Annotated in this window: 8 protein-coding genes; 2 read left to right on the top strand and 6 right to left on the bottom strand. The window is 62.3% G+C overall.

Annotation, left to right across the window (positions count from 1 at the left end; translation table 11 throughout):
• On the bottom strand, window positions 1-2,315 hold a 2,315-nt coding region (locus WBF74_RS01100; protein WP_424433977.1), incomplete at its 3' end, for a heavy metal translocating P-type ATPase.
• Window positions 2,316-2,474: 159 nt separating this feature from the next.
• Between WBF74_RS01100 and WBF74_RS01095 the strand changes: the two genes are divergently transcribed.
• Both WBF74_RS01095 and WBF74_RS01090 read left to right on the top strand, forming a co-directional pair.
• A complete protein-coding gene (locus tag WBF74_RS01095) occupies window positions 2,475-4,331 on the top strand; it encodes an autotransporter assembly complex protein TamA (protein ID WP_424433975.1) in 1,857 nt (618 codons plus the stop codon).
• Window positions 4,331-8,518: a translocation/assembly module TamB domain-containing protein gene (locus tag WBF74_RS01090; protein WP_424433973.1), complete on the top strand. Its 4,188-nt coding sequence runs from the start codon at window positions 4,331-4,333 to the stop codon at window positions 8,516-8,518. Before WBF74_RS01095 ends, WBF74_RS01090 begins: the two co-directional genes overlap by 1 nt.
• Before the next feature lie 6 nt (window positions 8,519-8,524).
• On the opposite strand, the gene WBF74_RS01085 is transcribed toward WBF74_RS01090, so the two are convergent.
• The 5 genes from WBF74_RS01085 to WBF74_RS01065 all read right to left on the bottom strand — a co-directional run bounded on the left by WBF74_RS01085 (window position 8,525) and on the right by WBF74_RS01065 (window position 13,785).
• Complete coding sequence (locus WBF74_RS01085) at window positions 8,525-8,881, bottom strand: hypothetical protein (RefSeq protein ID WP_424433971.1); 357 nt, start codon at window positions 8,879-8,881, stop codon at window positions 8,525-8,527.
• Window positions 8,882-9,036: 155 nt separating this feature from the next.
• Window positions 9,037-10,056: an NADP-dependent oxidoreductase gene (locus tag WBF74_RS01080; RefSeq protein WP_424433969.1), complete on the bottom strand. Its 1,020-nt coding sequence runs from the start codon at window positions 10,054-10,056 to the stop codon at window positions 9,037-9,039.
• A 34-nt stretch (window positions 10,057-10,090) separates the two neighbouring features.
• A complete protein-coding gene (locus WBF74_RS01075) occupies window positions 10,091-11,974 on the bottom strand; it encodes an alkyl/aryl-sulfatase (protein WP_424433967.1) in 1,884 nt (627 codons plus the stop codon).
• Between the two features lie 74 nt (window positions 11,975-12,048).
• Window positions 12,049-12,573: a PAS domain-containing protein gene (locus WBF74_RS01070; protein WP_424433965.1), complete on the bottom strand. Its 525-nt coding sequence runs from the start codon at window positions 12,571-12,573 to the stop codon at window positions 12,049-12,051.
• An 87-nt stretch (window positions 12,574-12,660) separates the two neighbouring features.
• Complete coding sequence (locus tag WBF74_RS01065; RefSeq protein WP_424433979.1) at window positions 12,661-13,785, bottom strand: alpha-hydroxy acid oxidase; 1,125 nt, start codon at window positions 13,783-13,785, stop codon at window positions 12,661-12,663.
• Window positions 13,786-13,793 lie beyond the last annotated feature (8 nt).

Below are 13,793 nucleotides of genomic sequence, written 5' to 3'. Positions count from 1 at the left end.
GTCTTCAGCCGGAGCGAATTCGCGATTACGGACACTGACGACAGCGACATGGCGGCGGCGGCGAAGATGGGGCTGAGGAGGAGGCCGAAGACCGGGTAGAGGATACCCGCTGCGAGCGGCACACCGGCGGCGTTATAGACGAAGGCAAAAAAGAGGTTCTGGCGGATGTTGCGCATCGCCGCGCGGGAGAGTGCGCGGGCGCGGACGATGCCGATGAGGTCGCCTTTCACGAGCGTCAGGCCCGCGCTTTCCATCGCTACATCCGTGCCTGTGCCCATGGCGATGCCGACATCGGCTGCCGCGAGCGCGGGCGCGTCATTCACGCCGTCACCCGCCATGGCGACGATGTGCCCGCCCGCCTGAAGCTGCTTCACGATTTCGCTTTTCTTCTCCGGCAGAACTTCGGCTTCCACTTCATCGATGCCGAGTTCCTTCGCGACGGCTTCTGCTGTGCGGCGACTGTCGCCCGTCAGCATGACGATGCGCAAGCCTTCTTCATGCAACAGGCGGATTGCCTCTGCACTTGTTTTCTTGATCGGATCGGCAACGGCGATGAAGCCTGCGAGTTTGCCATCCACAGCGGCGAACACCACTGTTGCACCCTGGCCGCGCAGTTCTTCTGCGCGCGCCGCAAGCGGGGTCGTATCAACGCCAAGCTCGCCCATGAGCATGATATTGCCGAGCGCGACGTGTCGGTTTGCAACCTTGCCCGTCACGCCTTTACCGGCGGGTGCGTCGAAATCTTCCGCCGGAAGAAGCTCAAGCCCATCCGCCTTCGCGGCGGTGACGATGGCGGCGGCGAGGTGATGCTCGCTGCCATTTTCGAGGCTTGCCGAAAGCTGCAGCAACTCCTCACGCGTGATATCGCCATGAGGCTCCACCAGGCGGAGGACGGGGCGGCCTTCTGTCAGCGTGCCGGTCTTGTCGATGACGAGGGTGTCCACCTTCTCGACGCGTTCCAGTGCCTCCGCGTTACGGATGAGAACACCGAGAGATGCACCGCGTCCCGTCGCCACCATGATCGACATGGGCGTTGCAAGACCAAGCGCGCAGGGACAGGCAATGATAAGCACGGACACTGCGGCCACAAACGCATGGGCAAGTGCCGGCTCCGGCCCGACAAACGCCCAGGCAACAAAGGCAATCACAGCCACGGCGAGCACGGCGGGAATGAAATAGCTCGCCACCTTGTCCGCAAGTGACTGGATGGGCGCGCGGGAGCGGCCCGCCTCTGCCACCAGTGCAACAATGCGCGCGAGCATTGTTTCCTCGCCCACACCTTCGGCGCGCATGATGAAGGAGCCTTGCCCGTTCAGCGTGCCGCCTATGACAGTGGCACCCGGCGCCTTTTCCACCGGCAGGCTTTCGCCTGTTACCATCGATTCATCAATCGCGCTGCGGCCTTCCTTCACGCGGCCATCAACCGGCACGCGCTCACCGGGACGGACGCGCAAGAGATCACCTTTCTGCACTTCCTCAAGCGGCACTTCTTCATCGCCTTTATCCGTCACGCGTCGGGCGGTGCGGGGCGCGAGATCAAGTAGCGCACGCAACGCATCGCCGGTGCGGTCCCGCGCGCGCAGTTCCAGCACCTGCCCGAGAAGCACCAGCACGATGATGACGGCAGAGGCTTCGAAATAGAGCGGCACGGCACCATGTCCCGTGCGAAAGGCATCCGGGAAAATGCCGGGCGCGAAGACGGCAACGAGCGAATAGAGATAGGCTGCACCCGTGCCAATCGCGATCAGCGTGAACATGTTGAGATTGCGCGTCTGAAGCGAGGCCCAGCCACGCTCGAAGAAAGGCAGCCCCGCCCAGAGCACCACGGGCGAGGCAAGGGCGAGCTGGAGGAAGCCCATGGCGCGCGCTTCAAGCGGAATGTGGAAGCCGAGCAAATGGCTCCCCATTTCAATCACGAAGAGCGGCAGCGCAAAGACGAGCCCGATCCAGAAGCGGCGCGTCATGTCTTTCAGTTCAGCATTTTCCGGCTTTTCGCGCGTGACAATCATCGGCTCCAGCGCCATACCGCAAATGGGGCAGGCGCCAGGCCCGTCCTGCACCACTTCGGGGTGCATGGGGCAGGTATATTTCGCGCCGGGCACCGGCGGGGCCCCTGCCGCCTGAGCAGCATGGCCGTGGCAGCAGGCCTGCCCCTTTCCGCCGAGATATTTCGCAGGCTCGGCCCTGAATTTCCGCTCGCAGCTTGCGGAGCAGAAATAAAAGGTCTCGCCCTCATGCGTGGCCGTGTGAGACGTCTTGCCCGGCACCACTTCCATGCCGCAAACGGGGTCCAGAACCTTGCTTTCACCGCTCATAACGCCAACTCTCCTTTTCGGGCCTCGGCCTTGAATGTGGCACTTCCAGTCGCTGGAAGGTCAAGGGTGCGAATGGCTTGACGCTCGTCTATCCTGCTGGCAGGTGAAAGCGGGGGCATGTTCCGGAACCGCACCGGCCAGGGAGACCGCGGGAAGCGTATGACTAGCCGTCTGTTGCGGAGTTTTGCTCTCACTCTTGCCTGCGTCCTCACGCTTGCGCCTGCCCTGCCCCTTGCGGCGCAGGCAGCGGATCAACGCGCGAATGGCGCAAACGCCGAACGACATGTGCGCGGGCTTGAGTTTTCCACCCGCGTCGAGGGCCGCCGCATTCCCGATTATCTGCGCACTCTTCTGGAAGATGCGCGCGAACTCAGCCCCGATGCCGAAGACGGCCCGCTGCCGCCTGCAACGCTCGCCCAGCTTCGACGCCGCGCGCAGGAGGATGAAAAGCGGCTCGAGGAGGTCCTGAAGTCCGAAGCCTATTATGACGGCCGCGTGTCCACTTCCGTACGGCAGGCGGCGGGCGGCGCTTTCGAGGTCGTCTATTTCGTGGTTCTGGGCACGCGCAGCATGATCGGGCGCTTCGATATTGTTTATAGCGATTACCCGGAAGGCGGCAGCGCGGAGAACGGACGCCCGGCCACCGGTGCAGAGCTTGGCCTTGTGCCGAACCGCGCGGCCACGGTAGACCGCGTGATCGATCTCACACAGAAAGCGATCTCGGCCCTTCACAATAACGGCTATCCGGAGGCGAAGCTCGACCGGCGGCGCGTGGTGGTGGACCTCTTTTCAAGCGAGGCGCGCGTGACGCTCTATATGACGGCGGGGCCGCGCTATGTCTTCGGCGAGACGCGCATTCTCAATGAAGGCGGGCGAACCGACCCGGCTTATATCAGGCAGCTTTCCACCTTCAGGCAGGGCAAAATCTATGACCGACGCGAAGTGGACAGCACCGTCGATGCGCTTCGCGGTACAGGGCTTTTCGCAGGCGTGTCCGTCACCTCCGGTGCGCCAGAAGGCGATGCGCTGCCGCAGGAGATAGAAGTCACCGAGCGTGCGCCCCGCACGGTGCGGCTTGGCGCGAAATGGTCCACCAGCGAGGGTGCCGGTGTCGGCGGAAGCTGGGAGCATCGCAATCTCTTCGGCCGCGCAGAAATGCTCACACTGGGCCTTGGTATTGCGCAGATCGAACAATCGGCGACCGCCGATTTCCGCAAGCCCAATTTCCTTCGTCCCGGCCAGAGCCTTCTTGCCAGTGCTGAAATCGCCCATGAAGAAAGTGACGCCTATACCGAAGATCGGATCAAGGCCGGTGTTTCGCTGGAACGTCCGCTTACGGAGCGGTGGACGGGTACACTCGGCGTTACCTTCCAGATCACCGAAACGGAAGATCTGAACGGGCGGATCAGCTATCAGCTTCTCGGCATTCCGGCCACGCTGCGCTATGACAGCACGGATGACATCCTCGATCCGCGCAAGGGTATTCGCGCCATGCTGGCAGGCACGCCCTATTTTGGCGCGAGCGATGAGACGGCGACGACATTCACCAAACTTGAAGCATCAGGCTCGACCTATCTCGAACTGAATGAAGAATTTCTGCTTGCCCTGCGCGGGCGCTACGGCCTCATCGCGGCGGATGATACGACGGATGTGCCGGGCTCCACACGCTTCTATGCCGGTGGCGGCGGCTCGGTTCGCGGCTATGGCTATCAGATGGCAGGCCCGCTTGATGCGCGCGGCGACCCGGATGGCGGGCGCTCCGTACTCGAGGCAAGCGCCGAGATACGCTATCGCTTCAGCGAAACGATTGGCGCTGTCGCCTTTGTGGATGGCGGGCAGGCTTTCTCCAATCTCGCGCCCTCACTCAGCGATCCGCTGCTCTGGGGCGCTGGCGTTGGCCTTCGCTATTACACGCCTATCGGGCCGGTGCGCCTCGACATCGCCACGCCCCTTAATCGCCGCAAGAATGTGGATGATGCGTTTCAGATCTATGTTTCTCTCGGGCAGGCATTCTGATGGCGGATGTGCAGACATCATTGCGCAGGCGCGGCACCGTGATGCGGATTGCGGGGGGCGTTCTGGCGCTTCTCTTCGCGACGGTCGGCGTCGCCCTTGCCCTTGTCGCGATTGCGATTGGCGCGCTGAACATCGCACCGATCCGCGTTGCGCTGCTTGAGGCGGGCCTTCGCCAGCTCGATACGGGCGATACGGTGATCCGCATCGATGATATTGGCGGTGAATGGCCGCGGCGGCTCACCCTTGAAGGTGTGAGCATTGCGGATGGCGATGGCGAATGGCTGACGCTCACGCGCGCAGCACTGGAATGGAACCCGAACGCGCTCTGGCGCGGCGATGTGCGCGTCACCACGCTCGAGACGGAGGGACTCTCGCTGGCGCGTTTGCCGGGCGGCGATGAGACGGCGGACACAAGCGGCGATTACACCCTGCCCTCGCTCCCTGTTGATATTCATCTCGATCATTTCGCGGCCCGTGACACGCAGATCGGCCGTTCTGTCATTGGCGAGGAAATCTCTTTCAATGCCGAAGGCGATGTCATCTATTCGTCAAGCCGGATGAAGCTCACGCTTGATGCCGCGCGCAGCGACGGCAAGACGGGCGAAGTGGAAGCCGCTCTCGATTATCTGACAGGCCCGCAGCGCGGTACGCTTGCGCTTGATCTGCGCGACGGCACACCGGGACAGAGAGGCATTGCGGCACGGCTTGTCGATCTGGATGGGCTTTCCGCGCTCACGCTCTCCGCAAAGGGTGAAATGCGCGACGGGCTGATGACAGGCGCGCTTTCGCTTGATGGAGGCCGTGCCCTTCGCGCACATGCCACAACGCATGGCGGCTGGAAGCGCGGCACCAGCCTTGCCGTGAAGCTTGAAGCAGGCGGCGCGATTGTAGCCGAGCAGCTTGCCTTTGCGGACGATGCAGATGAGATCAGCCTTGCGGCAAGGCTGACACCGAAACGGCGCGGTGCCTATCAACTCGACATCGATGCGCTCGAAGCAGGGCCGCTCGCCCTCACCGGCGCGGCAATGATTGCGCCACAGCGCCTTGGCGGCTGGAGTCTCGAAAGCGAGGGAAGTCTCTCGGGCGCGGACCGGATTGCGGGGAGTGAGGCAGACACTTTCCTGAAAGAAGTGCGCTGGCGCGCTGTTGGCAGCGCAAATGCCGCGCTGGATGCTTTCAATATCGCAGAGGCCCGCCTCATGACGGAAGCGGGAGACCTGCATTTCAGCGGCAATGCCGCGACAGGCGAGAATGGCCTCATCCTCTCAGGCGATGGCGCGGCGGACATTACCGATCTCCGCCCCGTTTCCGCCCTGGCGGGTCAACCCCTTCAGGGCACGGCGGAACTCTCCTTTTCGGGTGTCTCCTTCGCGCGCGGGCGCGGGCTTGCTGACATCACAATCGAAACAAGCGCGATTGATACGGACAGCGCCGGGCTTGACGCACTTCTCGCGCAGGGCCTTGCCGGCGCAGCGCGTATCGGCTTTGGTGGCGGCACGACAGTCAGCGTGACAGAACTTTCGTTGCAGGCCGGGCGTCAACTCGACGTGACAGGTGCCTTCAGCCTTGCCGATAGCGGCACCCTGCGCGGTGACGCGCGCGTCAGCATGACTGATCTCGGTGCGATACTGGGCGACACCGCAAGAGGCGCACTTTCAGCGGAAGCGAGTGTGAGCGGCGCTATCGAAAAGCCCTCGCTCACGCTTGATGCAACGCTGTCCGATGGTGCGCTTGGCGGCTTTGATGCGCGGCAGGCGAGTTTCACCGCGCGGTTGCAGGAGGGCAAAGGACCGCTTGCCTTCCGTCTTTCCGGCCGTGACGGGACAGCGACACTGGATACCGCACTCACCCTGCCCGGTGATGGCAGTGCACGGTTTGACGAGATCGCGGCCAATCTTTTCGGTGCGCGGCTCGACGGCGCGATTGCCGTCTCGCCGGATGGGCTTGCGGAGGGAAACCTTTCCGGCGACCGGATGAACCTTACACCCATCGGCGCGCTGGCGGGGCTTGCGATGGAGGGACGCGCAAATCTCGATATCACGCTTGAGGCGAGAGGCGGCAAGCAGGATGCAGCAATCGCGTTTTCCTCCCGGCGCATCGACATCGAGCTGACCGCGCCGACATCGCTCGACCGTGTGGCGCTCAATGCAACGCTGACAGACCTTGCGGGCGATGGTGCGGTGGAGGCCGTTTTTACTGCCGATAGCGGCGGCTCCGGCAACACGCGCTTCACCGAGATTGAAGCATCGGCAACTGGCCCGCTTGACCGCATCGAGATTTCCGCGCGCGTTGCGGGCGAGCGGCTGTCGCTCAACACGGAAACCATGTCGCTTTCACTCGAAGCGCTTCTGGAGCCTTCGCTCCTCACTGTTTCGACGCTCGATGCGCGAACGGGCAGCGCGACCGCAACGCTTGGCGCGCCGGTTAAGGTAGAGCTTGGCGGCGGGCTGACGCGGTTGCGTAATCTCGACATGCGTTTTGACAGCGAGGATGGCGCGGGTTCTCTCACCGGCGACATGACACTCCGCCCACGTGCGGCGACTATCGCCGTTGCCATCGCCGACATGCCGCTCATGATCCTGTCGCCGCTCCTGCCCTTTGAGGTGCTGGGCGGCACGCTTTCGGGCAGTCTCGCTCTCGACTCAGGGCAGGAGAATGCAACCGCCTCGTTCCGCTTTTCGAAAGCCATGCTTGCTGAAGCAGGGTTTGAGGCGCAGCCGGCTTTCGATGCAACCTTTGATGCGGAATGGGCAAGGCGCCGGCTGTCGCTTCGCGCAGAGGCGCATGGTGCATCGGAAACACCTTTCCGTCTTACCGCCGCGCTGCCGCTGATCCGCGATCCGCAAGGCGCCTTCCCGATCCTGCCAGAGCGTGGCCCGGTGGAAGCACAGCTCACATGGGATGGGCCTGCTGCCTCGCTCATGGCGCTTGCAGACACGCCCGGACAGCGGCTCACGGGCGATGCGGATGTCGCACTCTCCGCGGAAGGCGATATTTCCGCGCCGCTTGTTTCCGGCCATGTGAGGCTTCGCAATGGCACATTCGAGAATTTCTCGACGGGTACATTGCTGAGCAATCTGACGGTCGATATCGAGGGCGCGCGCAGCGAAACGCTCTCCTTCCGCATGAGCGCGAGCGATGGCGGTGCGGGGCGGCTCACGGGGGAAGGCACGGTATCGCTTGCCGCCGATGCCTCGCCTGCCGTCGATATCCATACGCGCTTCGACGATATGCATGTCGTGACACGGCGCGATCTTGTGCTGGCTGTTGAGGGCGATCTGTCGCTCACCGGCACGGTGCTGCCGCCCGACACGGAAAACCCGCTGAAGCTTGAAGGCACGCTCACCACCACGGAAGCGCGCTATCTCATTCCGAAACAGCTACCGGGCGGTTTCTCCCATATTGATGTCGTAATCGTTCAGGGGCCCGATGACGCCGATGCGGTGGATGAACCGGCCGCAGAAGCGCCGTTGCCGCTTGCGCTTGATGTGACGCTTGCGATCGGCAATCCGCCTGCGCGCGTGGCCGGGCGCGGTGTCGACTCGCTCTGGGTCGGCTCGGTCAGGGTGACGGGCCTTGCCGAAGACCCGGTCGTGCGGGGCACAATCCGCTCCGAACGCGGCACGCTCGACTTTGCCGGAAAGACCTTCATCCTTTCGCATGGCGTGGTTACTTTCGCCGGAGAGCAGCCCATCGATCCTGCTCTCGACATTGCGCTTGATTATGAGCGGAACGGCTTTTCCGCCACCGTGGCGCTTGGCGGGCGCGGCTCGTCACCCAAGATCAACCTCAGTTCCTCGCCTTCGCTACCGCGCGACGAAATTATCTCCCGCATTCTCTTCGAGAAGGGTGTGGGGGAACTCACCGCCTTTGAAGCAGCCCAGCTTGCCAATACCGCTGCCGAGCTTTCCGGCGGGGGTATTGGCGGCTTCGGCCTGTTGAGCGGCGTGCAGAACTCGCTCGGGCTTGATGTGCTGCGCGTCGATCAGGGTTCATCCGGCGGCGCGACCGTTTCGGCCGGCAAGTATCTCCGCGAGGGGGTCTATGTCGGTGTGGAACAAGGCGCGCTTGCAAGCGACTCCGGCGTTACCGTCGAAATCGACATAACGGACAATATCAGTGTGCAGACAAAAGTCGGCAATGACGCGTCTAGCGATGTCGGCGTCAACTGGAAATGGGACTATTGAAAAAGCTCAGCGCCGGGGGCCGATCACGCCATCCGTCGTGACAGCGCCGGAGGAGAAATTATTGATCCGGTCCAGCTGGTCGCGGTTGCGGATCGCTTCTTCCTTGCGCTGGCGCTCATATTCCTCTGCATACATTTCAGCATCATGCAGCGCGGGCGTGTCATAGGCGTCGTCATAGGACGAGCGATAATTGACCGGCGGGGAATCGACCGGGTCTGACAGCTCGTAATAGACATCGCTGCCAGCAGGCGCGGTTTCTTCTGCTTCCTCCGCCTGAAGGGCGAACGGAGCCGAGGCAAGAGCCAGGCCGAGCGCCATCACCCGAACCGCCGTGCCGAAATGCACCTTTTCACTTGCCGTCATTTTCACGTCTCTTTCTCCCACCCGCATCAACCGGGCCGGGCACACCCGGCTCCGGTGACTATACAGGATCTGGTCCTTTCTGCGCGGAGGACAAGACACAGAATCGCCCGACTGTCGCCCGGGGGCCACAGTTTTTACCGTGCCCCCCGGGGAAATCAGACCGCCTCGCCGACCTTGACCACCAGCTTGCCGATATTCTCGCCATCGAACAGGCGGTTCACGGCGACGGGGGCGTTCTCAAGCCCCTCAACAATGGTCTCGCGGTGCTTGAGCTTGCCCTCGATCACCCATTGGGCAAGCTGCATGGACCCTTCGGCGAATTTCTCCATGAAATCGATCACGATGAAGCCACGGATTTCGATGCGCCGCATCAGGATGGGCGAGTAATCCGCCCGCATCGGCTCCCCGGAATTATAGCCGGAGATCATGCCGCAGAGAGGCATACGGCTGAAAAGGTTCATCCGTGCCATGACGGCTTCCATGATCTCGCCGCCGACATTCTCGAAATTGACATCAATGCCGTCCGGCGTGGCGGCGGCAAGCTGCTCGCGCCAGTCATCGCGCTTGTAGTCCACGGCGGCATCGAAGCCGAGGTCCTCAATGAGGTGGCGGCACTTCTCCGATCCGCCTGCAATGCCGACCGCGCGGCAGCCCTTGATCTTGGCGATCTGGCCGACAACGGAACCGACGGCACCTGCTGCCGCCGACACGACAACCGTTTCACCCGGCTTCGGGCGGCCAAGTTCGAGCAGGCCGAAATAGGCTGTAAGGCCCGTCATGCCGCAAGCGCCCAGCATCACCGGCAGATCGACCGGCAGGTCTTTCGGCAGCACGCTCATGGCGCGCAGGCCTTCATCGGCGATGCAGTAATCCTGCCAGCCGGTGAGGCCGCTCACCCGGTCGCCTTCCTTGTAGCGCACCGAATTGGACTTCACGACGACGCCGACACCGCCGCCACGCATCACCTCGCCAATGGCAACGGGCGGCATGTACTGATCCATGTCGCTCATCCAGATGCGGTTGGTCGGGTCGAGGCTCAGATAGAGCACACGCACCAGCGCCTCGCCGGGGCCGGGCTCCGGGATCGGCTGTTCCACGAAATCGAAGTTCGATCTTTCGATGCGCCCTGTGGGCCGTGTCTTCAGGCGGAACTGGCGGTTGACGTCGTTTTTCATGGTGTTTCCTTGACAGGGATGCGGGAGGGATGCCTCAGGGCATCACGATTTCAAACCAGAAGTCGAAGCGGTCGAGGAGCGAGAGCAGCTCCGCGAAAGGCGCTGCGTCACCTGTAATCACCACATTCTCATGCGGCAGGGTGATCTCGCCGGTGACGAGGTTCACGAGATCGCCGCGCGTGAGCGATACGGACGACGCCGATTTATCCTCGCGCTTCGGATAGAAATGGAAAACTGCGTTCTCGACGCGGACGAGGAAATGCTCGTCCGTATCGGTGAAGCGGAAATTGATCGTGAGTTCCCGCGCGCCAGCCTTCAGCCCGTTGAGCCGTACGGAGAGCGAATCCAGCAACTGCTCCGCAGGGAGCGTGCGAAGCTGGCCCGCGGCGCCCTGGCGCGGCTCACTCGAAGGCGGACGCGGATTGCGAAGCTCCATCGCCGCAGTGAGATAGAAGGCGCGCCACGGACCGGACTCCGCCTGATAGCCAAGCTGCTCCAGCGCATCGGCCTGCAGATGCCGCGCCTCGGCATTGGACGGGTCTGCAAAGACGAGGTGGTTCACGAGTTCTGCGACCCAGCGATAATCGCCCTTCGAGAAAGCCTCGCGACCCTTTGCCAGCAGAGCCTCCGCACCGCCTGCGAGATCGACATAGCGTTTTGCTGCCTCGACAGGCGGATGCTTGTGAAGATTGGCGGGGTTGCCATCAAACCAGCCGAGATAACGCTGATAGACCGCCTTGGCATTATGATTGAGCGTGCCGTAATAGCCGCGCGTGAACCATTCCGCTTCCAGCGTCGGTGGCAGCTTCAGCTCTTCGGCAATCTCCAACGGCGTGAGGCCGTGGTTTGCCATGCGCAGCGTCTGGTCATGCACATATTTGTAGAGATCGCGCTGCTTGCGCAGGAAGGAGACCGCCGCCTCGGCGCCCCAGCGCGGCCAGTGATGGCTTGCGAAAAGCACATCCGTCTTTGCGCCGAAAAGCTCGATCGCCTCGTCGATATACCAGCTCCACGCTTTTGCATCGCGCACCTGCGCGCCGCGCGGCGTGTAGATATTATGGAGGTGGCAGGAGCAATTCTCTGCCATGCAGAGTGCCTTGAATTGCGGAAAGTAGAAATTCATCTCCGCAGGCGCTTCCGTGCCGGGCGTCACCTGAAAGACGATTTCGACACCGTCAATCACCATGCGCGTGCCGGTTTCGGAAATGCTCACTGTCGGCGGCACAAGGCTCACCTGACCGAGCGACACCGTCTTGCCAAGACCTGCATCCACATGGCCGCGCGCATTGCGCGGCAGCAGCGCGCCATACATGTAGGTCGCGCGGCGGCCCATGGCATTGCCTGCCAGCACATTCTCGCTCACCGCTTCGGCGAGGAAGCCTTCCGGCGCAATGATCTGAAGGCCTTTCGCAATATCCTCATCGCTGATCACACCTTTCACGCCGCCATAATGATCGACATGGCTATGCGTATAGATGACAGCGGTGACGGGCTTGTTGCCGCGATGCTCCCGCAGCAGCGCGAGAGCCACTGCCGCCGGCTCTGCCGAGATCAGCGGATCGATAACGATGTAGCCCGTATCCCCTTCGATGAACGTGATGTTCGAGAGGTCGAAATTGCGGACCTGATAGATACCGGGCGTGACTTCAAAAAGGCCGTGGATCGAGTTGAGCTTCGCCTGACGCCAGAGGCTTGGATTGACCGTATCGGGGCAGTCGCATCCCTCACCTTCAAAGGCGAATGTGCCCATATCCCAGACGGCATGGCCATGCTCATTCAGCACTTTCGCATCTGGAATGGTGGCAATGAAGCCCTTGCGGGCAAGCTCGAAATCCTCGCCCGTCTCCGTTGGCAGGGTGCGTTTCAGCGCTTCCAGCGCCTCACGCGTTGCGGCGGTTGCATCTTTCGGCTGTTCCATGACCCCTCCTGCCCCGGCCTGTGGCCGTCTTCTTTGGCGGGAGGTTACATCGCCCCCGGTATGAGGCAAGCCATTTAGGCAGTCGCCCTGTCAGAAGAAAGGGCGAACTGGCAGACGAGGAACATCATGTCGAGTTCCGCCCCCGTTTTTGAGAGCGGTGCCAGAACAAGCTCGAAACGAAGGAAGCTCTTTTCCTGATGAAGCACCTCGCCTGCCCCGCGCAAGGGGCGGCGCAATTCGATCAGGCGCCCGGCAGCGCCTTTCCATCGTGCCACAATTTCGGGTGGCAGCACCGTATCAAGGGGGCGATTGTGGATGGAGCCGAAAACTTCCTCGAATTTTGCTCCGGCAAGACGGGGAAAGATATCGACAGTGCCGTTGGATCGTCTGATATCGAAAAGGCAGATATAGGGGAGAAGGCGCGGTATCTCCTCCGGGCGAATATCAGCATGAAGCGGCATTTCGCGGCCTGCGGCCTTTGCCTGCCAATAGGCGCAGCCCTCGCGCACTTCTGCCATCTCGAAATCAAGCTGCGTTTCAAGCGCGATAGGCGGCAGTATGGGCGCTCCCTGCCAAGCGCGGTTCGGGCCAGTCGACATCTGTTCCCTCCCTCCTTACCTTCGGGAAGCCTACCGCCCGAGAACACAGGATCAAAGCAACAATTCCCGCCAGGCTGACGGCATCTCTCAGTTGCGCGTGTTCACATCCCAAAGAATGGAAGCATCGGCATCGGCGAGCGTTTTGCAGCCGGTGAAAACCATCGCTACTTCAAGCTCTGCCCGCAGCATGTGAAGAACATGCGCCACGCCCGGCGCGCCCGCCGCTGCAAGCGCATGAATGGCCGGACGGCCGATCAGTACAGCGCGCGCGCCAAGCGCAATCGCCGTCAGAACATCGCTGCCGCGACGAATGCCGCCATCCATCAGCACAGGTACGCGGCCTTCCACTGCGCGGACAACACGAGGAAGCGCATCAAGCGTTGCAGGCAGCGCATCAAGTGTGCGCCCCCCGTGATTGGAAACGATGATGCCCGCCGCGCCCGCCGAAACAGCGCGTGTCGCATCGCGCGGATCGAGAATGCCTTTGAGCAGAACGGGCAGGCGCGTATTGGCGACAAGCCATGTGATGTCATCCCATGTGGGAGCCGCTTCGAGAATTGGCGTGCCGAACAGGGTGTTTTCCCCGGGTGCCGCAATGTGAGGCGGCAGATCTTTCATGCCGCGCAGATTGACCGGTTCGATGGAAGGCGGGCGCGCAAAGCCCTTGCGCTGCTCCTCATTGCGGATGCCGCTCACCGGCGCATCGACCGTGAGCACCAATGCGTGATAACCCGCTTCTTCCGCGCGGCGGACGAGCGACAGCGTGAACGCGCGATCCGGCTGGATATAAAGCTGGAACCAGAGCGGCTGCGTTGCCGCCGCAGCAATGTCTTCAAGCGATGTACTTGCCTGCGCGCTCACCACCATGCCACCGCCAAGAGCGGACGCAGCAACCGCTGTTGCGACTTCACCATCGGCGTGAGCGAGTTTCTGAAAGGCGACCGGAGCAATGAATATCGGGTGATCGAAGGTCGCGCCGAAGAGGTCGAGCTTTGTGTGCCCGCCCCTGAGATCAGCAAGCACGCGCGAAGTGAGGCGCTGACGGCGAAAGGCAGCGAGATTGTCGGCACAGGTAACGCCGTCCCCCGCCCAGCCGTTCAGATAGGCCCATATGCCTTCCGGCAGCCTTTCGCGCGCATATGGCTCGTAATCCGCCGCACAGGCAATCACGGACGGGATGCTTTCCAGCGGCGGTTTGAGGAAATGGCTCATCTCTTGAA

Origin of the sequence: Parvibaculum sp. (genome assembly GCF_049672805.1) — a bacterium.
Taxonomy (GTDB): Bacteria; Pseudomonadota; Alphaproteobacteria; order Parvibaculales; family Parvibaculaceae; genus Parvibaculum.
This window is presented reverse-complemented; position numbering and strand designations above follow the sequence as displayed.

Excerpts from the sequence above, each read along its gene's own strand:
- WBF74_RS01095 (WP_424433975.1), top strand. The coding sequence starts at position 2,475 with ATGACTAGCCGTCTGTTGCGGAGTTTTGCTCTCACTCTTGCCTGCGTC.
- WBF74_RS01090 (WP_424433973.1), top strand. The coding sequence starts at position 4,331 with ATGGCGGATGTGCAGACATCATTGCGCAGGCGCGGCACCGTGATGCGG.
- WBF74_RS01085 (WP_424433971.1), bottom strand. The coding sequence starts at position 8,881 with ATGACGGCAAGTGAAAAGGTGCATTTCGGCACGGCGGTTCGGGTGATG.
- WBF74_RS01080 (WP_424433969.1), bottom strand. The coding sequence starts at position 10,056 with ATGAAAAACGACGTCAACCGCCAGTTCCGCCTGAAGACACGGCCCACA.
- WBF74_RS01075 (WP_424433967.1), bottom strand. The coding sequence starts at position 11,974 with ATGGAACAGCCGAAAGATGCAACCGCCGCAACGCGTGAGGCGCTGGAA.
- WBF74_RS01070 (WP_424433965.1), bottom strand. The coding sequence starts at position 12,573 with ATGTCGACTGGCCCGAACCGCGCTTGGCAGGGAGCGCCCATACTGCCG.
- WBF74_RS01065 (WP_424433979.1), bottom strand. The coding sequence starts at position 13,785 with ATGAGCCATTTCCTCAAACCGCCGCTGGAAAGCATCCCGTCCGTGATT.